This is a genomic window from Flavivirga jejuensis (assembly GCF_030540765.1).
GTDB lineage: Bacteria > Bacteroidota > Bacteroidia > Flavobacteriales > Flavobacteriaceae > Flavivirga > Flavivirga jejuensis.
In genome coordinates this window covers 440885-463566 of the sequence record NZ_JAUOEL010000003.1, presented here as the reverse complement: position 1 = coordinate 463566, position 22682 = coordinate 440885, and the positions used below count along the sequence as shown (strand labels likewise).

At 31.2% G+C, this 22682-nt stretch carries 25 protein-coding genes; 19 read left to right on the top strand and 6 right to left on the bottom strand.

Annotated elements, in window-relative coordinates; all coding sequences use genetic code 11:
• Positions 1-55 precede the first annotated feature (55 nt).
• The 16 genes from cyoE (at position 56) to Q4Q40_RS10535 (ending at position 13384) form a co-directional block, all read left to right on the top strand.
• Positions 56-949: a heme o synthase gene (cyoE, locus tag Q4Q40_RS10610; protein ID WP_303301771.1), complete on the top strand. Its 894-nt coding sequence runs from the start codon at positions 56-58 to the stop codon at positions 947-949.
• Between the two features lie 2 nt (positions 950-951).
• The gene (locus tag Q4Q40_RS10605) at positions 952-1533 is read left to right on the top strand and encodes a cytochrome c oxidase subunit 3 (RefSeq protein ID WP_303301770.1); all 582 of its coding nucleotides are present in this window, start codon (positions 952-954) and stop codon (positions 1531-1533) included.
• Between the two features lie 137 nt (positions 1534-1670).
• Positions 1671-2654: a cytochrome c oxidase subunit 3 gene (locus Q4Q40_RS10600; RefSeq protein WP_303301769.1), complete on the top strand. Its 984-nt coding sequence runs from the start codon at positions 1671-1673 to the stop codon at positions 2652-2654.
• A gap of 69 nt (positions 2655-2723) precedes the next feature.
• A complete protein-coding gene (locus Q4Q40_RS10595) occupies positions 2724-3104 on the top strand; it encodes a cytochrome C oxidase subunit IV family protein (protein WP_303301768.1) in 381 nt (126 codons plus the stop codon).
• A 283-nt stretch (positions 3105-3387) separates the two neighbouring features.
• The gene (locus Q4Q40_RS10590) at positions 3388-4104 is read left to right on the top strand and encodes a hypothetical protein (RefSeq protein WP_303301767.1); all 717 of its coding nucleotides are present in this window, start codon (positions 3388-3390) and stop codon (positions 4102-4104) included.
• Between the two features lie 155 nt (positions 4105-4259).
• Positions 4260-5003, top strand: a complete 744-nt coding sequence (locus Q4Q40_RS10585) for an SCO family protein (RefSeq protein WP_303301766.1) — start codon at positions 4260-4262, stop codon at positions 5001-5003.
• A complete protein-coding gene (locus tag Q4Q40_RS10580; RefSeq protein WP_303301765.1) occupies positions 4996-5532 on the top strand; it encodes a DUF420 domain-containing protein in 537 nt (178 codons plus the stop codon). The genes Q4Q40_RS10585 and Q4Q40_RS10580 overlap by 8 nt, the downstream gene beginning before the upstream one ends.
• A 9-nt stretch (positions 5533-5541) precedes the next feature.
• Entirely contained in the window at positions 5542-5760 is a 219-nt protein-coding gene (locus tag Q4Q40_RS10575) for a hypothetical protein (protein ID WP_303301764.1), read from the top strand.
• A gap of 89 nt (positions 5761-5849) precedes the next feature.
• The gene (locus tag Q4Q40_RS10570; RefSeq protein WP_303301763.1) at positions 5850-6551 is read left to right on the top strand and encodes an ABC transporter ATP-binding protein; all 702 of its coding nucleotides are present in this window, start codon (positions 5850-5852) and stop codon (positions 6549-6551) included.
• Positions 6544-7773, top strand: coding sequence for an ABC transporter permease (locus Q4Q40_RS10565; protein WP_303301762.1), 1230 nt, complete (start codon positions 6544-6546; stop codon positions 7771-7773). The genes Q4Q40_RS10570 and Q4Q40_RS10565 overlap by 8 nt, the downstream gene beginning before the upstream one ends.
• Before the next feature lies 1 nt (position 7774).
• Entirely contained in the window at positions 7775-9019 is a 1245-nt protein-coding gene (locus Q4Q40_RS10560; protein ID WP_303301761.1) for an ABC transporter permease, read from the top strand.
• Between the two features lie 77 nt (positions 9020-9096).
• Positions 9097-10230 (top strand): efflux RND transporter periplasmic adaptor subunit, encoded by a 1134-nt coding sequence (locus tag Q4Q40_RS10555; protein WP_303301760.1) that lies wholly within the window; start codon positions 9097-9099, stop codon positions 10228-10230.
• Positions 10231-10243: 13 nt separating this feature from the next.
• On the top strand, positions 10244-11608 hold the full coding sequence (locus Q4Q40_RS10550) for a TolC family protein (RefSeq protein ID WP_303301759.1): 1365 nt from the start codon (positions 10244-10246) through the stop codon (positions 11606-11608).
• A 65-nt stretch (positions 11609-11673) separates the two neighbouring features.
• The gene (gene tsaB, locus Q4Q40_RS10545; RefSeq protein WP_303301758.1) at positions 11674-12357 is read left to right on the top strand and encodes a tRNA (adenosine(37)-N6)-threonylcarbamoyltransferase complex dimerization subunit type 1 TsaB; all 684 of its coding nucleotides are present in this window, start codon (positions 11674-11676) and stop codon (positions 12355-12357) included.
• 142 nt (positions 12358-12499) lie between these two features.
• Complete coding sequence (locus Q4Q40_RS10540; protein WP_303301757.1) at positions 12500-12793, top strand: hypothetical protein; 294 nt, start codon at positions 12500-12502, stop codon at positions 12791-12793.
• A 45-nt stretch (positions 12794-12838) separates the two neighbouring features.
• Entirely contained in the window at positions 12839-13384 is a 546-nt protein-coding gene (locus tag Q4Q40_RS10535; RefSeq protein ID WP_303301756.1) for a hypothetical protein, read from the top strand.
• A gap of 759 nt (positions 13385-14143) precedes the next feature.
• On the opposite strand, the gene Q4Q40_RS10530 is transcribed toward Q4Q40_RS10535, so the two are convergent.
• Positions 14144-15034 carry a LysR family transcriptional regulator gene (locus tag Q4Q40_RS10530; protein WP_303301755.1) on the bottom strand — a complete coding sequence of 297 codons (891 nt, stop codon included), beginning with the start codon at positions 15032-15034 and terminating at the stop codon, positions 14144-14146.
• A gap of 134 nt (positions 15035-15168) precedes the next feature.
• Here Q4Q40_RS10530 and Q4Q40_RS10525 point away from each other — a divergent pair, with 134 nt between their 5' ends.
• Complete coding sequence (locus Q4Q40_RS10525; RefSeq protein ID WP_303301754.1) at positions 15169-15561, top strand: rhodanese-like domain-containing protein; 393 nt, start codon at positions 15169-15171, stop codon at positions 15559-15561.
• An 11-nt stretch (positions 15562-15572) separates the two neighbouring features.
• Positions 15573-16016 carry a GNAT family N-acetyltransferase gene (locus Q4Q40_RS10520; protein WP_303301753.1) on the top strand — a complete coding sequence of 148 codons (444 nt, stop codon included), beginning with the start codon at positions 15573-15575 and terminating at the stop codon, positions 16014-16016.
• An 818-nt stretch (positions 16017-16834) separates the two neighbouring features.
• On the opposite strand, the gene Q4Q40_RS10515 is transcribed toward Q4Q40_RS10520, so the two are convergent.
• The 5 genes from Q4Q40_RS10515 to Q4Q40_RS10495 form a co-directional block, all read right to left on the bottom strand.
• Positions 16835-17647 carry a mechanosensitive ion channel family protein gene (locus tag Q4Q40_RS10515; RefSeq protein WP_303301752.1) on the bottom strand — a complete coding sequence of 271 codons (813 nt, stop codon included), beginning with the start codon at positions 17645-17647 and terminating at the stop codon, positions 16835-16837.
• Between the two features lie 21 nt (positions 17648-17668).
• On the bottom strand, positions 17669-18022 hold the full coding sequence (locus Q4Q40_RS10510) for a DUF1304 domain-containing protein (RefSeq protein WP_303301751.1): 354 nt from the start codon (positions 18020-18022) through the stop codon (positions 17669-17671).
• Complete coding sequence (locus Q4Q40_RS10505; protein ID WP_303301750.1) at positions 18019-20055, bottom strand: thioredoxin domain-containing protein; 2037 nt, start codon at positions 20053-20055, stop codon at positions 18019-18021. The genes Q4Q40_RS10510 and Q4Q40_RS10505 overlap by 4 nt, the downstream gene beginning before the upstream one ends.
• Before the next feature lie 145 nt (positions 20056-20200).
• The gene (locus tag Q4Q40_RS10500) at positions 20201-20401 is read right to left on the bottom strand and encodes a dodecin family protein (protein ID WP_303301749.1); all 201 of its coding nucleotides are present in this window, start codon (positions 20399-20401) and stop codon (positions 20201-20203) included.
• A 72-nt stretch (positions 20402-20473) separates the two neighbouring features.
• Positions 20474-21382, bottom strand: coding sequence for a NifU family protein (locus tag Q4Q40_RS10495; protein ID WP_303301748.1), 909 nt, complete (start codon positions 21380-21382; stop codon positions 20474-20476).
• Between the two features lie 168 nt (positions 21383-21550).
• On the opposite strand from Q4Q40_RS10495, the gene Q4Q40_RS10490 reads away from it, so the two are divergent.
• The gene (locus Q4Q40_RS10490; RefSeq protein ID WP_303301747.1) at positions 21551-22552 is read left to right on the top strand and encodes a PorP/SprF family type IX secretion system membrane protein; all 1002 of its coding nucleotides are present in this window, start codon (positions 21551-21553) and stop codon (positions 22550-22552) included.
• Positions 22553-22682 lie beyond the last annotated feature (130 nt).

Below are 22682 nucleotides of genomic sequence, written 5' to 3'. Positions count from 1 at the left end.
AAGCTTTAATAAGGTATCTTTGCACTCGCTATAAAAAGCCATAAATAAAAAAATATTGAGTAATTCAAAATCTTCATTAGCAACACCTTCTGTTATTTCAGATTTTAAAGAAATCACAAAAATGCGTTTAGCATTGAGTGTGGTTTTTTCTTCATTAGCAGGATATTTATTAGGCATTGATACCGTTGATTTTAAAACATTAACGCTACTCGCCTTTGGAGGCTATTTTATGGTAGGAGCATCGAATGCTTTTAATCAAATTATTGAAAAAGATTTAGATGCCTTAATGAACCGTACTAAAAACAGACCCATTCCTGCAGGGCGTATGTCTGTAACCACAGCATTCATCATTGCGGCTGTTTTTACCCTATTTGGCATCATTATTTTATACACTATCAATAAGCAAACAGCTATGTTTGGTGCTATCTCAATATTTTTATATACCTGTGTATACACGCCTTTAAAAACAAAAACACCACTTGCCGTATTTGTAGGTGCCATTCCAGGAGCTATCCCTTTTATGTTAGGATGGGTAGCAGCTACAGATGATTTTGGTATAGAACCAGGAACCTTATTCGCTTTACAATTTTTTTGGCAATTCCCTCATTTTTGGGCTATAGGTTGGTTTTTATTTGACGATTATAAAAAAGGAGGATTCTTTATGTTGCCAACAGGAAAACAAGATAAAGGAACGGCAGTGCAAACTATTATGTATACCATTTGGACCTTACTAGTATCTATTATACCAGTATTTGGTTTTACTGGGACATTACAATTATCAATTGTTGCAGCCATATTAGTTTTTATTTTAGGATTAGGCATGTTGTACTATGCCATTCGATTGTTTAAAGAAATGACCGAGAAAGCAGCAAAACAACTTATGCTAGCTAGTGTTTCCTATATAACGCTTGTACAAATAGTTTATGTAATAGATAAATTTATAAGATAATCATGGATTTAACTCAAGGAACACAAGAAGAGAAAAATAGTAGAGCAAAAAAAATGATGCTTTGGTTTGGTATCATTTCACTAATTATGTCTTTTATGGGCTGGACGAGTGCTTTTATTGTAAGTAGCTCTAGACCCGATTGGTTAAAAGATTTTGTATTGCCTAATGCTTTTATAATAAGTACCGTGGTTATACTTATTAGTAGTTTATCTTTCATTTTAGCTAAAAAAGCTTTAAAAAAGGGAGATAGAAAAGCAACAACTCTTTGGCTATTTGTAACACTCATTTTAGGTGTTATTTTTATTTTTAATCAATTTACAGGCTTTCAACAAATCATAGATTTAGGTTATAATTTCACTGGACCAACCAGTAATGTAACCATGTCTTACATTTATTTAATAGCCATTGTGCATATTTTGCACGTGGTTGTTGGATTAATTTGTTTGTTGGTGGTAATTTATAATCATTTTAAACAAAAGTATAATGCAACGAAAATGCTTGGATTAGAACTTGCTGCTACCTTTTGGCATTTTATAGATATACTATGGGTTTATCTCTTTTTGTTTTTATATTTCATTCGATGATTTTTATTGATTTCTAATAGTCTCATACAACATCCAAAGTAGCTTTTTTTTGAAGTATGTATAATTTAGTGTTGGATGTTTTATTAGATGAATAAATTGATTATTTTTGTGCAACTTTTAAAAAACAACCATTATATATGAGTACTACAGTTGTAAATACTGGAACAGAAGGTAAAACTTGGGGAGGAGCAACAAAGCCTCTAAATTCAAGTTATGGTAAAATGATGATGTGGTTTTTCATCGTTTCGGATGCTTTAACTTTTTCTGGGTTTTTAGCAGCCTACGGATTTTCAAGATTTAAGTTTATTGATTCATGGCCTATAGCCGATGAAGTGTTTACTCACTTTCCTTTTTTACATGGTGTAAACGCACCTATGTATTATGTGGCTTTCATGACATTTGTGCTTATTATGTCGTCTGTAACTATGGTGTTAGCCGTAGATGCTGGTCATCATTTAAATAAAGCTAAAGTTACCATTTACATGTTTTTAACCATTATAGGTGGTTTAATATTCGTTGGCTCTCAAGCTTGGGAATGGGGAACATTTATTAAAGGAGACTATGGTGCAGTACAAACAAAAGGTGGAAACATTTTACAGTTTGTAGATACAGAAGGACATCGTGTTGCATTAAGAGATTTTGTTGTAGTTGATGCACATGCAGAAAGATCAAAACACGAAAGTAAAAGCGGATTATGGTTTGTTTCTGAAGGTACTTTGCCAACATATACTGTTGAAGAAGTGATACACGGTCTAGAATCTCATGATAATGTTTTAGTTAGAACACAGATAATTAATGAAGCAGGAGAGAAAACAGTTTTATCTAGAGCTGAATCATTAAAACAAATAAAACAAAATGGAAAAGCAGTTGTAGAAGGCGCTAATTTATATGTTAACGAATATGGATCGCCACTATTTGCAGATTTCTTTTTCTTTATCACAGGCTTTCACGGTTTCCACGTATTTTCTGGAGTTATTATAAATATCATTATTTTCTTTAATGTGATTTTAGGAACTTACGAGAGAAGAAAAAACTATGAAATGGTTGAGAAAGTTGGTTTATACTGGCACTTTGTAGATTTAGTTTGGGTATTTGTATTCACATTCTTCTACCTAGTTTAATTGATTAAATTAAAAAATATTTTCATTTCCTTATAAAGAAAAGCAAGGAAATATAAAAAGCATTTAAAAATGGCACACGAACATAAATTAGCAATATTTAGAGGTTTAGTTAAGTTTAAATCGAATACTCAAAAAATATGGGGGGTTTTAATTTTCTTAACCATAGTAACTTTAATCGAAGTTGGTTTAGGTATTGTAAAACCAGAATCCTTAATGGCGCAGGTTTTAGGAATGAAAGCACTTAACTGGATATTCATTATTCTAACGATTGTAAAAGCATATTATATTACTTGGGATTTCATGCACATGCGTGACGAAGTAAAAGCTTTAAGACGTATGATCGTTTGGACTGCGATATTCTTAATTATATATTTAATATTTATTTTATTACAAGAAGGCGGTTACGTATTCGATGTATATAAAGATGGATATATAAAAAGAGATTTTTAACTAAATTCGTTTAGCTGGTAGTTAGCGAATACGAAGTGTTAAATACAGATATAAAGACGGTTTTTAAACCGTCTTTTTTTTATTTTTGCAAACGTATGTTTTTATAATGCCATTTCTCATTTGAAATTACAGTAAAAGAAAATGATGATTTTTTACTTTCTACAAAATAGAAAAATAAAGCATAGCCTTAGTTACGATTTCTTTCTCTATTGAAGTAGAAAGTAAAAAAGGGCGTTTTATTGCGATTATTTCAAATGAGAAATGGGATAAATACTGTTATTTGATGGATTACAAAAAAGTAAGTCGGTATGTGGTTTTAGGGGTTTTGTTTTTTCTTCCCGTAACGTTTTTGTTGTTCTTATATCCAGCAACTCATAATTATACGCCGTTAGATATTGTTAATGAATCGGTTTTAGATTTACAGCAGTTTACTTCAAATTCAGAAGAACAAATTCTTTTAAAAGATCATATTACCGTATTAGGTTTTTTTGGTCATAATCCTTTAGATAAAACCATAACAGCATCTAATTTAAAGGAATTAGTTTATGATAAGTTTAAAGGCTTTAAACGCTTTCAAATAGTTGTTTTAATGCCTAAGGGAACCGAAGAGGCGGTTGAAAAACTTAAAGCAGAGATTAACTCGTATGAAGATTTAAGATTTTGGCATTTCATTTTTGGAGAACCTAATAAGATTCAAAAGGTGTTTTTTACTTTAGAAAGTCATACAGATCTTTCTGAAAATTTAGATACAGATCGGGTGTTTATTATTGATAAAGATTTAAACCAACGCGGACGACTAGATGATAGAACCGACAATGAACTTGAAAAAAAGAAACCTGTTTATGGCTTAAATTCTTATGATTGTATAGAAGTAGCAGAAATAAAGAATAAAATGAGTGAAGATATGCGTATTCTATTCACAGAATATCGACAAAAAAGAAAAGGCGAGTTTAATTCTGATACAAGAAGAGCAAGCGATTTAAAAGCAGAAGTAAATTAAGTTAGTTCCCGCGAAGGCGGGAATCTTATAAATTGAAACTGAAAATAGAATATGGATTCCTGATTTAATCTCTGCTAGCCCAATATAAGAGACAGGAATCAATAAAAATAAAGAGATTCTCCCTTCTTCAAGGGAATGTAAAAAAGATTGATTAAATGAAAAAAACTAATTATTCATATATAGGAATCGCATTTATCATTCTGGTTTTTGGTATTATTTTTATACCAAAAATTGTGGATAGAATATCTAATAAAGATATTATTAGAAACGAAAGTAGAAGTGATTTTGCAGACGATAAAAAGTCAATGACATCAGATTTATCATTTATTGAAATAAATGGTGAACCTAAAAAAGTGCCTGCTTTTTCTTTTATAAATCAACATGGAAAAACAATCACTAACAAAGATTATGAAGGAAAAGTTTATGTTATAGAATTCTTTTTTACAACATGTCCAACTATTTGTCCGAGAATGAATGCCAACCTGATTCAAATTCAAAATACGTTTAAAGATTTTAAAGATTTTGGAGTAGCATCATTTACTATAAATCCAGATTATGATACACCAGATGTTCTTAAAGCCTATGCAGATACTTATGGCGTAACAAACCCTAATTGGCATTTAATGACAGGAGATAAAGACACTATTTATAAGTTATCAAACGAAGGGTTTAATTTATATACTGCCGAAGAAGAAGATGTAGCAGGTGGTTTTGAACATTCAGGAAACTTCGCTTTAATTGATAAAAATGGATATATCCGATCAAGACAAGACGATTTTGGGAATCCAATTATATATTACAGAGGTATCGTTTCAGAAGCTGAACAAGTTGATGATGACGGTGTAAAAGAAGAAATTAGTGCATTAAAAAAAGATATTAAAAAGTTGCTTAATGAGTAGTTCAAAAGAAATTCTAGACGACAAAAAATACAATAAATTAATAGTAGTATTATCTATATTAATACCAATAGCAGTAGCCATTTTGTTTGGAGTAAAAATTCCAAATGTAGAACCACTGGCATTTCTTCCTCCTATTTATGCATCAATAAATGGGGTAACAGCTTTGGTTTTAATAGTAGCAGTCTTTCAAATTAAAAAAGGAAATAGAGCAATACATGAAAAATTGATGAAGTTAGCAATCCTACTTTCTGTGTCATTTTTAGTGATGTATGTAGCCTATCATATGACGAGCGATTCAACTAAATTTGGAGGCGAAGGCGTTATTAAATATGTCTACTATTTTATATTGTTAACTCACATATTATTGTCAATCATCATTATTCCGTTTGTATTAATTACTTATGTTAGGGCGATTACTAATAATATAGAGAAGCACAAAAAAATAGCAAAAATAACATTTCCGTTATGGTTGTATGTAGCCATAACTGGTGTTGTGGTTTATATTATGATTTCACCTTACTATGTTTAAGTCTTAATTATGAAAAGTAAAATTTTCTTTTTTCTTTTTTCTTTCCTCTTTTTTCTAGAGACCAATGCACAATGCGCTATGTGCCGTGCTGTTTTAGAAAGTGAAGAAGGGCAAGCCACAGCAGAGGGTATTAATGATGGCATTGTATACTTAATGGCTGTTCCATACATTCTTGTTGGAGGGATTATATACTTTATTTGTAAGAAATACAACACGTTAAAAAAATAATAAAAACTTTTCGGAACAATTTTTGTAACATTTCTTTGCTTTAGAAGTCTAATTATAAAGTTTAACCGCTTATTCTAATCAATCAGAAAATGTTAAAGATAAACCAACTCCACAAATCCTATCCAATAGGTGATTCCAGTTTACATGTTTTAAAAGGTATAGACCTTAAAGTTGAAGAAGGCGAAATGGTAGCCATCATGGGGTCTTCGGGTTCTGGTAAATCTACATTACTAAATATTATAGGGATGTTAGATGAAGCAGATTCTGGGGATTATATACTAGATGGACTGCCTATTAAAGACCTTACAGAAAAGAAAGCAGCCGTTTACAGAAATAAGTTTTTAGGTTTTATCTTTCAGTCTTTCAACCTTATAAATTATAAGAATGCTCTAGAAAATGTAGCATTACCCTTATACTATCAAGGAATGAAGCGTAAAGAACGTCAAGAAATGGCCATGTTTCATTTAGAAAAGGTTGGATTATCAGATTGGGCAAAGCATTTACCAAAAGAGCTTTCTGGAGGGCAGAATCAACGTGTTGCCATAGCTAGAGCTTTAGCTGCAAATCCAAAATTATTACTAGCAGATGAGCCTACAGGAGCGTTAGATACTAAAACGTCTCATGAAATTATGGCGTTTATTCAACAATTAAATGATGAAGGAAAAACCATTTTAATGGTAACACATGAGGAAGATATAGCTGGTATGTGTAAACGAATTGTTCGCTTACGAGATGGGGTGATCATGGAAGATAAAAAAGTAGAACAAGTAAGAGCAGAACAGTATGTTTGATCTAGATCTTTGGAGGGAGATATTTCAGAGTATTAATATGAACAGAACCAGAAGCTTGTTGTCTGGTTTTACCGTAGCTTTTGCAATATTATTATTCACTATTCTTTTTGGGATTGCCAATGGCCTACAAAACACCTTTGCAGAAGCATTTATAGACGATGCTACAAATTCAATTTTTATACAATCGGGAAAAACAACAAAAGCGCATAAAGGATTGCAGGCAGGGAGGCGCATTAATTTTAAAAATGAAGATTTTGATTTTGTAAAAGAGGAGTTTGGAAATAAAGTAGAATTTATTACCGCCCGTATTTACAGAAATGTTCAAGCATCATTTCGAAATGAACAGAGTAGTTACACTTTAAGAGCAGTCCATCCAGACCATCAGTTTTTAGAAAAGACAATGATAAGAGATGGTCGATATATCAATCAAAGTGATATACAAAATAGAACGAAAGTTGTTGTTATAGGTAGGTTAGTAGAAGAAGATTTGTTTATAAAAACAACAGCTTTGGGTAAATATATAAACCTTAGCGGTATTCAATATAAAGTGGTTGGTGTTTTTACAGACGATGGAGGAGATAATGAAGAGCGTTTAATTTATATGCCAGTTTCTACAGCACAACATCTTTATGGTAATAATGATTATATAGATCAAATAAATTTAACCTATAATCCAGAAATGGATTATGACGAAGCACTATCTTTTGGAAATCTCATTACTAAAAAAATGAAGGATCGCTTTTCTGTAGCTAAAAGTGATCAACGTGCTATAAGAGTTCGTAATATGGCAGAAGGAACAAAAGCTGTTGGGCAAATGACTTTTGGACTTAGCGTTATTATTTTGGTTATTGGTTTCGGAACACTTATAGCAGGCATAGTTGGTGTTAGTAATATTATGATTTTTATTGTAAAAGAACGTACTAAAGAAATAGGAATCCGTAAAGCATTAGGAGCATCTCCCAGATCTATTGTGTCCATAATTTTAATTGAATCTATATTAATTACAGCTATTGCAGGATATGTTGGTTTGTTAATAGGCGTAGGTGTGCTGGAGTTAGTTGAACCTATTCTAAAAGTATATTTTATAAAAGACCCAGGTGTAAGTAATAGTTTAGTAATAGGAGCTACCATTACTCTAATAACAGCAGGAGCCATTGCTGGATATTTGCCAGCAAAAAAAGCATCAAAAATAAAACCCATTGTAGCACTAAGAAACGATTAATATGTTTAAGTTTTTATTTGATAGAGATACCTGGCAAGAAGTTTACGATAGCTTTAGTAAAAATAAACTAAGGTCTATTCTAACTATGGTTGGTGTTTGGTGGGGAATTTTACTATTAATAGGGTTATTAGGTTCTGCAAGAGGATTAGAAAACTCATTTAACCGTTTGTTTGGCGATTTTGCTACCAATAGTGTTTTTGTTTGGGGGCAAAGTACAAGTAAACCATTTAAAGGATTTCAAGAAGGTAGGAAGGTTAGACTATCATTATCGGATGCAAAAAAAATAGAAAAGAATGTTGAAGGTATAGAGTTTGTTGTTCCAAGAAGTCAGGACCAAGCAACTGTTGTTAGAAAATTTCTTTCGGGCAGTTTTCAAGTGGCAGGCGATTATCCTTTGTTAGATCAAGTACAAAAGAAAAAATTAATTTATGGAAGGTTTATCAATCAAAATGATATTGATTTTGATAAGAAAGTAACTCTGTTATCCGAAGAGACTTATAAACAATTATTTGAAAAAAAAGAAAATGCTATTGGGGAATATGTACAAATTAATAGCATGAGTTTTAAAGTTATTGGCATATTTAAAAATGGCGATGTTAATATGGGACCATCAACAGATATGCATATTCCATTTACTACATTTCAGCAAATATATAATAGAGGTGATGAGATAGGTTGGATGATGATAACAGGAAAACCAGAATCCGATATTAAGCAAATTGAAGCCGATGCTAAATTGCTGCTTAAAAATTTAAATAAAATTCACCCGAAAGATAGTCGTGCTTTTGGTAGTTTTAATTTAGGTAAGGAGTTTGGTAAGTTAACAGGGTTTTTAACAGGGATGCAATTTTTAACATGGTTTGTTGGTATTGCCACATTAATAGCGGGGGTATTTGCTATAGGCAATATTTTGCTTATTACAGTAAAAGAACGTACTAAAGAAATTGGGGTGCGTCGTGCTTTAGGAGCTACACCTTTTGAAATTAAAAGGCAAATAGTTGTAGAAGCTGTATTCTTAACATTAGTTGCTGGTGTACTTGGAATAATAACAGGGGGATGGATTCTAATAGCCTTAGATGCAGCTTTTGGTCAAGGAGACGATGCCGCTATAGTTAATGCATCCGTATCAATTGCCGTTGTATTTATAGCATTAATAATATTAGTTGTTCTAGGAACTTTAATCGGACTAATTCCCGCATTTAAAGCTACAAGCATAAAACCAATAGAAGCATTAAGAGAAGAATAAACAATCAAATAAAACGAACCATCTATGTTAATAATTTTATGTGTAGATGTACTATGTGACCAAATAAAAATAATCAAATGAATAAGACAGTAAAAATCATTTTAGTAATAGTTGTCATCATACTATTAGCGTTTGTATTAAAATATTTTAAAGATTCAAATTCCAAAGATATTGTAGACTATAAAACAGAAATACCTTTTTATACCTCTATAAATACAAAGGCAGTAGCAACTGGTAAGTTAAACCCTGAAGAAGAGATTGAATTAAAGCCACAAATTTCTGGAATAGTAGATGAAATTCTTGTAGAAGAAGGAGACATTGTAAAAAAGGGCGATTTAATTGCTAAAATTAGAGTGGTTCCTAATGAGCAAAGTTTAGTAAGTGCCAAAAGTAGAATAGCATCTGCGAGATTATCTTTCGATAATGCCAAAGTATTATATAATAGAAATAAAACACTATTCGACAAAGGCGTTATTTCTATTCAGGATTTCGAAAATAGTGAGCTATCATTCAATCAAGCAAAAGAGTCGTTAGCACAAGCTCAAAACGATTACCAAATTATTAAAAGAGGTTCTATTTCGGGAGGGAGTTCGGCAAATACAAATATAATAGCTCAAATAGCAGGAACCATATTAGAAATTCCTGTTCGGGAAGGCGATCAGGTAATCCAAAGTAATAACTTTAATGCAGGAACCACTATTGCAACGATTGCAGACATGAGCTTTATGATTTTTGAAGGCAAAGTTGATGAAGCAGAAGTGGGAAAACTAGAAGAAGGTAAAGAAATAAAAGTGATTCTTGGAGCTATTAACGACAAAGAGTTTCCTGCAACACTAACTTTTGTAGCACCAAAAGGCATAGAAGAAAATGGTGCAGTTCAATTTACAATTAAAGCGAATGTTGCATTAGATTCAACTACAAATGTAAGGGCTGGTTATAGCGCAAATGCAGAAATAGATATTGAAAGCAAGGATAGTGTTTTTGCAATTAGAGAAGCGTTGCTTCAGTTTAATAGAATTACAGAAAAACCTTTTGTTGAAATATTAAAGAGCGATAATAAATTTAAAAAAGAAAAGGTTAAACTAGGACTGTCCGATGGTATTAATGTTGAAATTACGGAAGGCCTAAAAGAAGGAGATAAAGTTAAAGTATGGAACAAAGCATCAAAAGATAACGACGATAATGAAGATGAAGAAGATAATAATGATTAATTTTAAACGACATATGAAACATAGTTTAATAATAGGCACATTATTTTTTGTGGTTTCATCCTTTGCACAAGATAAAAAATGGACCCTCCAAGCATGTGTAGACCATGCTTTAGAAAATAATATTTCAATCAAACAAACTCAGTTGGATGCTTTAATAGCTAAAGAAGATATAACCACAGCTAAAGCTGCTTTTTTACCAACAGTTAGTGGATCTGCTTCGCAAAATTATAATTTTGGATCATTCATCGGTAATGACGGTAGTAGGATAGCGAGTGATTCTAGAGGGAATAGCTTTGGAGTAAGCACAGGAATAACAATTTTTAATGGTTTTCAAAATATAAATTTATATAAGCAATCTAAACTGGGGTTAAAAACGAGTCAACTTCAATTAGATATTTTAAAAAATAATATTTCATTAAATGTTGTTAATGCCTATCTAAATATTTTACTTAATAAAGAGGCTTTAAAATTAGCTGAAGAACAAGTTACAATTAGTCAGAAAAGTTTAGACCAAGTACAAGGATTTGTTGATGCAGGAGTAAGAGCTAAAGCAGACCTGTTGCTATCTAAATCTCAATTAGCAACAGATAGTGAACGTTTGGTAAATGCAGAAAATAGTGTGATCTTATCTTTATTAAGTTTATCTCAACTATTGCAAGTATCTAAAGATGGGTTTGATGTGGAAAATATTCTTATAGACCTAACCAATACGGTTTTAACTTATAATTCTACAAATGAGATCTTATCTTATGCATTAACTAACAGGCCTGAAATAAAAAATGCAGAGTTAAACGTTGAGAATGCAGAGTTTAATATTGCTGTTGCTAAAAGTTCGTATTACCCTTCATTGACCTTTGGTGCTGGGGTAGGAACTTCATATCAACATTTTCAAGGACAAGATGACGTTATTCCTATTTTCGATAATACAGGAGCTTTAACCGAACTTAGACCAAATGGTTTTGCTGAACAAATAGAAAACAATTTAGGATATAACTTTGGATTTAGTCTAAATGTTCCAATATTTTCTGGATTTAAAAACGATGCCAATGTTAATAGATCTAAGATCAATAAGGAGCGGCTAAACTTAGAATTGGAGCAAGAAAAACAGACTTTAACAAGCAATATAGAGCAGGCATATGCAGACGCTAAAGCATCTTTAAAGCAATATGAGGCTTCAAAAATATCTATGACAGCCCAAGAAGAGGCTTTTAAAAATGAACAAGAAAAATACGACTTAGGAGTCAGTACGTCTTTTGAGTTAGAACAGGTAAGAAACAGATTAATTAATGCACAGTCCTCTTTTTTAAATGCAAAGTATAATTTTGTTTTTAAGACAAAAGTTTTAGACTTTTACATGGGAAAATCTTTAACTAATTAATTGAAAAAATAGTAGTGGTAATCTAAAAGTATATTTATAATTAATTTATACACTGAACACTGAAAATGAATACATACATTCTAAATATAGAAACAGCAACAACTAACTGTTCGGTATCACTTTCAAAAGAAGGGAAAACATTAGTTTTAAAAGAGGATTATGATAAAAACTACTCACATGCCGAAAGACTTCATATTTATATTGACGAAGTTTTAAAAGAAGCCAACATAACATCAGAAAATTTAGAAGCTATTGCAGTAAGTAAAGGTCCAGGCTCTTATACGGGATTACGAATTGGAGTTTCGGCGGCAAAAGGGCTTTGTTTTGCTATAGATAAGCCTTTAATCTCTGTTTCTACACTAGAAGCTTTAGCTCATCAGGTAACTTGTGATAGTGGCGTTATTATTCCTATGTTAGACGCTAGAAGAATGGAAGTGTATTCTGCTATTTTTGATGCTGATTATAATCAAATACGAATTACTGAAGCACAAATTTTAGATGAAAGTTCCTTTCAAGACTATTTAGAAAAAGGAACCGTTTACTTTATTGGAAATGGTGTTGAAAAAGCAAAAACATTAATTAAACATTCAAATGCTATTTTTGTTGATGGTAAATTACCATCGGCAAATGAGATGAGTCATTTGGCTTATAATAAATACAAAATAAACGAGATAGAAGATGTCGCTTATTTTGAACCTTATTATTTAAAAGATTTTGTGGCTTTAAAGCCTAAACCTAGATCTTTTTAAGCTTTTACAACTGAAATTTATACCCACCTGCAATAAAACGTTTAAAAGCATAAAATATTTATTAATTTGACCACTCACATAATGGGAATATAGTTACCATGTTAACTATATTCAATTGTTGTGTGTAATTTGAGAAAAGATAATGCAGAGAACAGAAATCATAGAGAAAAATCAACTTTTTGAACTGATTAAGTACATTTTTTCGGACTCAAAAACGGAACTTTATGAATCGGACTCTGAAATGGAAAAAGAAATTATTAGAATAAACTCTATGTCTGAGTTCCAAAACTATTTTGACAATGGAATCACGAATGGAAAAAAGCATTTCGGATTCGGAATTTATAACTCTGAATCAAAGGGCAAGTTCTTTACGACAAAAATAGAGCTTAATCCAAAATATTGTAACGGAAAATATTTTCAATTAGTGATGAATTAAAAAGAAAATATTTAAAAATTATAGTTGGTACTATGTTATAAATTTATGAATACAGATAAATTAAAAGTTTTAATTAATAAAAAATATCCCGAAATTCACTTTTCAGTAGTACGGTATACTTACATAATAGAAAATCAGGAAAAAGAAATTCTGATTATGTACTCAAATGAGGAATATTATCCCTACCAAATATTTTGTAATAAATGGGAGCTTTTCTCTGACACCTCCTTTTTTAACGATACCTTCATTAGCAATGATTTTGATGACTTTACGTTAGAAATAATAGAAGAATCCTTAACTCTAGATGTTTCCAATAGTAAAGTATCTTTGATTGCTTTAAATCAGTTTAACTATTCTATTATAGATATCGAGTCAACATTTGAAGAAAATGAACAACCCAAAAAAAGAACAGACAATTATCTTAATTTATATTTATTAATTCCAAATGTAGATGCCAATAAATTTAAATCAACTAGGGATCTTGATTATGTTACGGAATGGATTAAACCAGAACGTGCCCTAGAAAAATTGCAAATTGAAAAGGATAAAGAAGTATTAGGGCAGTATCTTAATAACTTGAAAAAAAACTAAGCAAAATGTTTAATAAATAACTGTAGCTAATAAAAGCAATAATTAATAAGGGTTTTGATGCTTAACCCAAAGTTTAGTGTATTTTTATAGAGTCCGCCAAATCTTTTGATTGGCTTTAAAAATAAAAAATTAAAACAAAATAATTTTTTTTAGCTAAGTGCTTAATCGGAAATTAATCGCTTATTAATTCCCGTACTAATCATAGCCGAAGTCATTAGCATCAATTGAATGAACAGCATAAATCTAACACAGTAAAGGTGAAACCCAATATTGATAATAATATGACTAAAGCACTTGTATTCATTCTAGTAATGGGAATACTATTGGGGCTCTTCACAAGTCTTAACTTCTTATTAATATATCTGATTGGATATGAAGCCATTTATACGGGAATACTAATATTACTATTAAATATGTATCTGATTTTAAAGTGCTATGACAAATATTTCAAAGTAAATATAACTTTTAAAAACACTCTATTCATTGGAGTTCCAATACTGTTTATTTTGACAATTATAAATTTCTTAATTATTGACTATGATTTTCAAGGAACTGTGACATATTCATATTACAGAAATGGATACTTATTTCACGTAATCGAAGAGTCAAGTAAGCAATTTATTCCTGTTAGTTTAATTTTTATAATAATTTTTGCTCCAATTTATAGATACTTAAAAAAGAAGAAAACAGGTGCTAACAGATAGTTGTACTTTTGTTACGTCTTATTTTCCTATATAAAACCCTCGGACACAAAACCACTCAAACCTTTGAAAAATCATCTCCGAAATTTGAAATAAAATCGTTAATGTATTTCTTTGATTTATCGGATTTTCGGAAAACTAAATGATGTGTTCTTTTTAATCCATTTCTGCCAATTCGTTTAAAAATCAAATCATCAGACAATTTAAAAGATTTTAATGCCCATTTAGGCATACACGTTATTCCCATATTGGCATCGACCATTTCTAAGGCAACCTCGGTAAGAGGAATAGCGGAAATCTTGAGTGGAGTAATTTTATTCGGTTTTAAAAACTGGTCATATACCGAAACTGTTTCTAAAGGAAAAGAATGGATTATCAAATGTATATTTGAAAAATCATTTGCATCTAAAAAATCTGTTTTGTTCAACGTATTTTCTTTATGAATAATTGCAAAAATCTCATCTTCATAAATTTCAATACTTGATAAAGTTTCATTTTCAGGCTTTGAAGTAATTATAGCAATATCAATTTCGTTTGACAAAATTTTTGGTATTGGTTGGTGTGTTGCTTCAAGAATTAAATCAACATTAATATCAGGATATAAAAGCCCCATTTTTTGTATAAAAGCAGAAAGACCTTGATAAAAACTATAACATTCTGTACTTACTTTGATTGTGCCAACAGAACCAGTTCGTAACTGCTCAATATTTTGAAAACCTTTTTCAATACTTTCAAGAATTGTATTCCCTAATTTATATAATTCAAGACCTTCATCTGTCAATTCCCATTTATTTCTAGTTCTAATAAAAACCTTAAATCCCAATCTTTCTTCCAGTTCCCTTAATTGGTGACTCAAAGCTGATTGTGTTAAAAATAATTTTTCGGCAGAATTAGCAATACTACCTTCTTCTGCAATTGTTTTTATAAGTCTAAAATATTTGATTTCCATAGCTTCAAAGTTACGACAATATGATAAAGCTAAATTTGAAATATTTTCATATATAAATTAAAATCATTCAATTTCAGTACTATTTCCAAACTATTAATGTCATTAGGTTTGTATCAAATTAAAATCTAAAAATTATGAATAAACAAATTAAATTTTACGAAAACAAATTAGCTTACGAAATGGATCCATCAGATTTATATGATGGCTTTGAAAACAGCACAGATTATATTGCATTAGATGCACGCCAAGCCTTTGGGTTTGATAAAGAACATATTCCAACAGCGATTAACATTCCACACAGAGAAATGAACGAAGAAACTACAAAGCATCTTGACAAGTCAAAAACATATGCTATTTATTGTGATGGTATAGGTTGTAACGCTTCTACAAAAGGTGCGTTAAAAATGGCTAAATTGGGCTTTAAAGTAAAAGAACTTATGGGTGGAATTGAATGGTGGAAATTTGATGGCTATGCAACTGAAGGGACAAATTCTACCGAAGGCTCTATGTTTGAATGTGCTTGTTAAATTAATGATTTATGGCAATAAGAATTGCAGAAAAAAAAGATTTCGAAGCTATTAAAAAATTAGTTAAAGCGCACGCCAAATTTGAAAAGGCAGGCACTTTAAGTAATAATAGTCTAAATAGATTAAGTAATTATATTTTCAATATTGATGTTGTAGAATGTTTAGTTGTGGAACTCAATGATGAAATTGTTGGTTACGCAACTTTTATGAAACAATTTTCTACTTGGAATGCAAATTATTATATCTATTTAGATTGTTTGTTTTTAAATGAACAAACTAGAGGAAAAGGCATAGGAACACAAATTATGGATAGTATAAAAATATACGCAAAATCTATAAATTGTTCTGAAATTCAATGGCAAACACCTGATTTTAATAAAAAAGCAATTGACTTTTATAATAAAATTGGTGGTAAATCGAAAAGCAAAGAAAGATTTTGTCTAAATATCTGGTAGTAGAAAAGCCAGCAGGTAGTAACAAAGTATAAAAGCGATAGAGGTTTAGGTAAAAACTCGAACCTTCTTTGTGTTTGTTTAAGTATATTGATTTCTGAAAAATAAGTACATATAAATCCGCTACTGCTCTTATGCGTGCCGAGAATAGTGAAGGGCTGACAAATTTCATTGTTAACTATTTATAAGATGGTATAAGGTGTTTTCATTTTGTTCAAATCGTAATACTATTCCATGCTTGCAAAAGGTTCGTGTCATTCAGAACATTCCGATAATTTTCGGAGTTAAAGAATCTTATTTGTCTAAAAATAGAAGGATTAAATTATAAGAGATTCTACGATTGACGTGTTTTATAAGCACTTAATTTTCAATCGTTTGTCATTCAGAGCGCAGCGAAGAATCTTTATAATTAATCTCTAAAGATTCTTCAGTCGTACCTCCTTCTGAATGACACCCGTATTACGTCATCACATCCGCTTGCTAAAATATTAGCAGATGTCTACCATTGACGTGCTTTATAAACAACTAACTTTCTATTATTTCATTCAGAGCGCAGCGAAGAATCTTTATCATTAATCTCCAAAGATTCTTCAGTCGTAACTCCCCGTCTGCCAATTATTAGGCAGGCTTCAGGATGACATAGCAACTTCATTGCATTTGGAATGTCACTTTTAAGGCCTCCTAAATGTTACGAAACAAATTTTAACTATAGATTACTTAATTTAAAAGTGCCTCTTTACATTCAATAGTACCAATTCTAAGATGTATTATTGGAGGATGTTTAACAAGTAATTTGATAAAATTATTATTTGCCTATAATCTTAAGCTTCTTTTTGTATTTCAACAGCATGTGGGTAAGGAATCTCAATGCCAGCAGCATCTAATGCTTCTTTTACATTTTCGGTAATTCCAAAATAAACATCCCAATAATCATCAGCAGTACTCCATGGTCTTACAGCAAAATTTATAGAACTATCTGCTAATTCAGATACGTTTACTGTTGGAACAGGTTCTTTTAAAACTTTTGGATGAGATGTTAATACATTCATTAAAACTTCTTTGGTTTTCTTAATATCAGAATCGTAACCAACACCAAAAGTTAAATCGACACGACGCGTGCCTTCTGTGGTATAATTAATAATATTTCCGTTAGACAAAGACCCGTTTGGAATTATAATTTCTCTATTAGATAAACCTGTTAATTTGGTTGTAAAAATTTCAATTTCTTTCACGACACCTAATTCGCCTTGAGCTTCAATTAAATCACCGATTTTAAAAGGCTTAAAAATCATGATTAAAACACCGCCAGCAAAGTTTCCTAAAGATCCCTGTAGTGCCATACCAATAGCTAAACCAGCAGCAGCTAAAATGGCAGCAAACGATGTGGTTTCAACACCTAATTGAGAAAGAATGGCTATGAATAATATAATTTTTAAAGCCCAACCTATTAAATTTAATAAGAATTTTTGAAGACTCTCATCATAGCTTCTTTTTGCCATTAATTTAGACATCCCCTTGTTTAATTTTTTAATAACCCAAGAACCAATAATCCAAATAACTATGGCACCAATTATTTTTATGCCATATTCCATAATAAAACTTTGAGCAATGTCAAGCCATTTTTCTAAATCCATAATTTTTAAATATTTATAATTTTAAATTAAACTTACTATTAAAGCTACAATTGCTGGAACAGCTTGTATATAAAACAGTTTTATTTTCTTCGTTGAGTAAGACCCATAGATTCCTGCAATAGTCACACAAATAAGAAAGAAAATAGCAAAAGTTATATCATTCTGAATGATAGAAAAAATGAGCCCTGCAGCCAGAAATCCATTATATAATCCTTGATTTGCGGCTAAAACTCTGGTTTCTTCAGCAAATTCTTTAGATTTTAATCCAAAAGCTTTTATCCCTTTGGGTTTGGTCCACAAAAACATTTCTAACACAAGAAAATATAAATGTTCGAAGGCTACTACTGCAATTAATAAGGTTGTTAAAAAAGTCATTCTTTTAATAGTTTTATAGCATTATCAACTTCAGATACTGGGAGTTTACAGGCTTTGTTTACACAAACGTAAATAAGCGTGTTGTTAGGGTTGTATCTGTTTTCTAATAAGGGTAAATTGTTTTCTGAAGTACTACCAGCAATAAGCTTATTAGGAATGTACGTTTTGTTCAATTCAGTAATTTTATTTTTTGCATTTTTTCCAACTATAGCAACTTCATAGTATGGGTTGGTATAGTTTAACATTAAATCAAACCAATTCGAATACCCCGATGGGTACTCTAGCATTTCGGGTTTCACATTATTTAACATGCTCATAGCAGTTTTACTATAATGAACATTATCAAAATAATGAGATAGCTTAAATAGGTTTTTTGCCATTATAGAATTACTTGCAGGGATCACATTATCTCGATATTCAATGCTTCTTGAAACCAAAGATTTATCTTCATTAGAGGTGAAATAAAACATTTTACTAGTATCATCAAAAAAATGATCGAAAGAATAGTTAGCAAGATCTCTAGCGGTTGTTAACCAGGTTTCATCTAAGGTATTTTCATAAAGTCCTAAAAAGGCATCAATGGTAGCTGCATAATCTTCTAAATAACCGTTGATATTACTTTTTCCATTTTTGTAATTATGGTATAAGCCACCATCTTCTCGTAATTGATTTTTAATTATAAAATGGGCATTTTTTTCAGCGGAAGCTAAATAAGACGGATCGCCAAAAACTCTATAGGCATCAATATAACCTTTAAGCATAAGGGCGTTCCAAGAGGTGAGTGTTTTGTCATCTAATCGTGGTTTAGAACGCTTATCGCGAACTTCGATTAAGACTTGTTTCCAATGCTTTTTCTTTTCGGCTAAAAGAGGCTTTGTTATATTGTATTTTTCAATGATTTTTTCATCATCATCTTTTCTAATTAAAACATAATTACCGTGTTCCCAAAACCCATAATTATTAATATTATAATAATCACTAAACAATTCGAAGTCTTCTTTTAAAAGCGTTTTTAGTTGGTCTTTTTGCCAAACATAAAAAGCGCCTTCCTCTAATTCGCCTTCTGGGGTATCACTATCTGCATCAAGGGATGAGTAAAACGCCCCATTTTCGGTGGTCATGTCACGTTTTATGTACTCTAAAGTTTCTGTAACAATATCTTTATACAATTCATTTTTAGTGATGAGGTAAGCATCTGAATAAAGGCTTACTAATTGTCCGTTGTCGTAAAGCATTTTCTCAAAATGTGGGACATGCCATTTAGCGTCTACAGAGTATCTCGAAAAACCACCGCCAATTTGATCAAAAACGCCACCATAAGCCATTTTTTTGAGCGTTAAATTTACATAGTCTTGTAACTTTTCATCATTTGTTTGATAGGCATACCTTAATAAAAAATGATAGTTATTAGGCATCATAAATTTTGGTGCTCTATTCATACCACCAGCATGATTATCAAATTGCTTAGACCAATTTTCAATGGCAGTATTTATATAAGTCTTTTCAAAAACAGGTGCGTCTGTATTTAACTGAACAACATCTAGCGATTTTATCCCTTCCTCTAATTTATCGGCGTATTCATGAAGTTTTTCAGGTTTCTCAACATATAACTTAGAAATTTGTTCTAAAGCACTTATCCATTGCTCTTTCTTAAAATAAGTGCCTCCCCAAACAGGTCTTCCATCTGGTAAAGCTACAGCGTTTAAAGGCCAACCACCACTACCTGTCATGAGTTGTACAGCATTCATATAAACTTGGTCTACATCTGGTCGTTCTTCTCTATCAACTTTTATATTAATGAAGTTTTTATTCATTACTTGGGCGACCAAACTATCTTCGAAACTCTCATGTTCCATAACATGGCACCAATGGCAAGCAGAATAACCAACACTAATTAAGATTAATTTGTTCTCTGCTTTAGCTTTTGCTAATGTGTTCTCATTCCAAGCATTCCAATTTACAGGATTATGAGCGTGTTGTAATAAGTACGGACTTGTTTCATTTACTAGATCGTTGGTGTATTTATGTTCCATAGATTTTGAGTTCTGACCTTTACAGCTTATAATTAAAATAATAAACAGGATTTTTTGGAGGTGCTTCATTTACCAAAGTTAGCGAAATTTAAGCATAAAAAAAGCGTTCACTTTAAGAACGCTTGTGTTTTAAATGAAGAGAACCTTAGTTTACTTCAAATGTAATTTTAAGATTCACTCTAAATTCTGTGACCTCACCATCTTTTACGCTAGCACTTTGATCTTGAACGTATACAGAGCGAATATTTTTTACGCTTTTAGAAGCATGTTTTACGGCTTTTTTAGTGGCATCTTCCCAACTTTTGTCTGAATTTGATAAAACTTCGATTACTTTTAATACTGACATGTCTTAATTTTTAAGTTAAAATATTACTCACTAAGAGTAACTACTAACTTTGACACATGTCATTTAAAAAAGTCACCCATTTATAGCTTCAACCGTTTCAACTCTACCAGGAAGCATTTCTTTTAGCATGTTTTCTATACCACTTTTTAAAGTATAAGTAGAGGATGGACAACCACTACATGCCCCTTGAAGCATGACACTTACATTTTTGGTGTTTTCATCGTAAGATATAAATTGAATATTACCACCATCGCTAGCTACAGCTGGTTTTACATACTCTTCAAGAATATTTATTATTTCTTTTGATGTGTCGTCTAGTGTTTCATAATGATTATCTAGTTGTGTTGTCGATTTTTGTAAAGTTTCAGCAGCATTAGGTAATACGACTTCTTTACCATTTTCAATATAGCTTTTTATAAACTCACGAATTTGTATGGTAATATCTTGCCATTCTGCAATGTCGAATTTAGTAATCGATACATAATTCTCATCTATAAAAACACTTTTTACAAAAGGAAAATGGAATAATTCTGTTGCCAATGGTGATAGTTTTGCTTCATCAATAGATGTAAACTCAAAAAGAGCAGCCACTATTTTTTTGTTAGTAACAAACTTCATGACAGCTGGATTTGGTGTACTCTCAGCATAAACCGTTACAGGAATTTTTTTAGCAACAGTAGTTGCGTCCTCTACTATAACCTGGCCACCATCATTTAAATACGCTTCAATTTGTTCGGCAACTTCATCTTGAACATCGTTCCATTCAACAATATTATAACGTTCTACAGCAATGAAATTTCCAGAAATGTAAACCTTTTTTACAAATGGTAAATAAAATAATTGCTGCGCTAAAGGAGATGCTTTTGCTTCGTCTATATTATTAAATTCAAAGCTTTGATGCTTTGTTATAAATTGATTTAATTCAAATTTAACTATGGTATTATTGGATGTTTCTTGCACAGAAACCTTGAAAGTGTTCATTTTAGCTAATTTTTTACAAAAATACTAAAAGAAAACTTTAGATGCTATATATTTGAGTTCTGTGATTTTTGATTAAGGCAAAAGATGACGTTTGAAATTTTTATTCTCTTTTTTTGTCTGTAAATTTTTAACAATCAGTACTCTAATGTTAAACCAAACCTACTTGAAATGAAATTTAATAACATTTTAATGATAGTTATAGGGATGTTATTCACCCATATGGTGATTTCTCAAGAAGGATTGCCAATATATGCTGATTATCTCACAGACAATTACTACTTGATTCATCCATCTATGGCTGGAGCTGCTAATTGTGCTAAAGTAAGACTAACTGCAAGGCAACAATGGTTTGGGCAAGAAGATGCTCCAAGACTTTTAACTTTAAGTTTAAATGGTAGAATAGGAGACTCTCAGTCTGCCATAGGAGGTATTTTATATACCGATAAAAACGGGTATCATTCACAATCTGGAGCTTATGTTACTTATGCACATCATTTATTATTTTCTAGAAGCGAGCTAGATTTAAACATGCTTTCTTTTGGTTTAAGCGCTGGTTTTATTCAATATAGATTAGATGAAACGTCTTTTTTGTTTGATGGGCCAGATCCTATAATTAGTGGTGCTGTTGAGAGTGAAGCCAATTTTAATGTGGATTTTGGATTCTCTTACCATTATTTAGATTACTATGCACATGGTACTATTAAAAATGTATTAAAGAATTCGGGGATTAATAGAGACACTAATATAACTAGCAACTTAAGACGTTACTTATTTTCTGTTGGAAGTGTGTTTAACAAATATGGCAGTAAATGGAGTTATGAGCCTTCATTAATGTTTCAATATAAAGATGGGACAAAAGAGTCTTCAATTGATGTTAATGCAAAAGCTTATATGGAAATGGATTTTGGAAAAGTTTGGGGAGGCTTATCATATAGGCAAAGTTTAGACGGTGCTGAATTTATTAATGGCACCAGGGTAAGCAGTCAAAGACTACAGCAGATTACACCTATTTTAGGTATTAACTATAATGAGTTTATGTTTGCATATACTTATACATATCAAACAAACTCGGTGGTATTTACTAATGGTGGCTTACATCAATTTACACTGGGTTATAACTTTAATTGTAAACGGAAACGTTACGTGTGTAATTGTCCCGCAGTTAATTAAAAAACTATTTAAAATAGGATTTTCCAGTAATGAAGTTATTTCTGCTGGTATTTATATAGAAGAACAAAATATCAATTAAAGAGGCTGTCTAAAAAGTGTCATTCAGAATGACACTAATCTTTTGCAAACA

Coding starts and splice junctions, on each gene's coding strand:
- Q4Q40_RS10605 (WP_303301770.1), top strand. CDS start 952: ATGGATTTAACTCAAGGAACACAAGAAGAGAAAAATAGTAGAGCAAAA.
- Q4Q40_RS10600 (WP_303301769.1), top strand. CDS start 1,671: ATGAGTACTACAGTTGTAAATACTGGAACAGAAGGTAAAACTTGGGGA.
- Q4Q40_RS10595 (WP_303301768.1), top strand. CDS start 2,724: ATGGCACACGAACATAAATTAGCAATATTTAGAGGTTTAGTTAAGTTT.
- Q4Q40_RS10590 (WP_303301767.1), top strand. CDS start 3,388: ATGGATTACAAAAAAGTAAGTCGGTATGTGGTTTTAGGGGTTTTGTTT.
- Q4Q40_RS10585 (WP_303301766.1), top strand. CDS start 4,260: ATGAAAAAAACTAATTATTCATATATAGGAATCGCATTTATCATTCTG.
- Q4Q40_RS10580 (WP_303301765.1), top strand. CDS start 4,996: ATGAGTAGTTCAAAAGAAATTCTAGACGACAAAAAATACAATAAATTA.
- Q4Q40_RS10575 (WP_303301764.1), top strand. CDS start 5,542: ATGAAAAGTAAAATTTTCTTTTTTCTTTTTTCTTTCCTCTTTTTTCTA.
- Q4Q40_RS10570 (WP_303301763.1), top strand. CDS start 5,850: ATGTTAAAGATAAACCAACTCCACAAATCCTATCCAATAGGTGATTCC.
- Q4Q40_RS10565 (WP_303301762.1), top strand. CDS start 6,544: ATGTTTGATCTAGATCTTTGGAGGGAGATATTTCAGAGTATTAATATG.
- Q4Q40_RS10560 (WP_303301761.1), top strand. CDS start 7,775: ATGTTTAAGTTTTTATTTGATAGAGATACCTGGCAAGAAGTTTACGAT.
- Q4Q40_RS10555 (WP_303301760.1), top strand. CDS start 9,097: ATGAATAAGACAGTAAAAATCATTTTAGTAATAGTTGTCATCATACTA.
- Q4Q40_RS10550 (WP_303301759.1), top strand. CDS start 10,244: ATGAAACATAGTTTAATAATAGGCACATTATTTTTTGTGGTTTCATCC.
- tsaB (WP_303301758.1), top strand. CDS start 11,674: ATGAATACATACATTCTAAATATAGAAACAGCAACAACTAACTGTTCG.
- Q4Q40_RS10540 (WP_303301757.1), top strand. CDS start 12,500: ATGCAGAGAACAGAAATCATAGAGAAAAATCAACTTTTTGAACTGATT.
- Q4Q40_RS10535 (WP_303301756.1), top strand. CDS start 12,839: ATGAATACAGATAAATTAAAAGTTTTAATTAATAAAAAATATCCCGAA.
- Q4Q40_RS10530 (WP_303301755.1), bottom strand. CDS start 15,034: ATGGAAATCAAATATTTTAGACTTATAAAAACAATTGCAGAAGAAGGT.
- Q4Q40_RS10525 (WP_303301754.1), top strand. CDS start 15,169: ATGAATAAACAAATTAAATTTTACGAAAACAAATTAGCTTACGAAATG.
- Q4Q40_RS10520 (WP_303301753.1), top strand. CDS start 15,573: ATGGCAATAAGAATTGCAGAAAAAAAAGATTTCGAAGCTATTAAAAAA.
- Q4Q40_RS10515 (WP_303301752.1), bottom strand. CDS start 17,647: ATGGATTTAGAAAAATGGCTTGACATTGCTCAAAGTTTTATTATGGAA.
- Q4Q40_RS10510 (WP_303301751.1), bottom strand. CDS start 18,022: ATGACTTTTTTAACAACCTTATTAATTGCAGTAGTAGCCTTCGAACAT.
- Q4Q40_RS10505 (WP_303301750.1), bottom strand. CDS start 20,055: ATGGAACATAAATACACCAACGATCTAGTAAATGAAACAAGTCCGTAC.
- Q4Q40_RS10500 (WP_303301749.1), bottom strand. CDS start 20,401: ATGTCAGTATTAAAAGTAATCGAAGTTTTATCAAATTCAGACAAAAGT.
- Q4Q40_RS10495 (WP_303301748.1), bottom strand. CDS start 21,382: ATGAACACTTTCAAGGTTTCTGTGCAAGAAACATCCAATAATACCATA.
- Q4Q40_RS10490 (WP_303301747.1), top strand. CDS start 21,551: ATGAAATTTAATAACATTTTAATGATAGTTATAGGGATGTTATTCACC.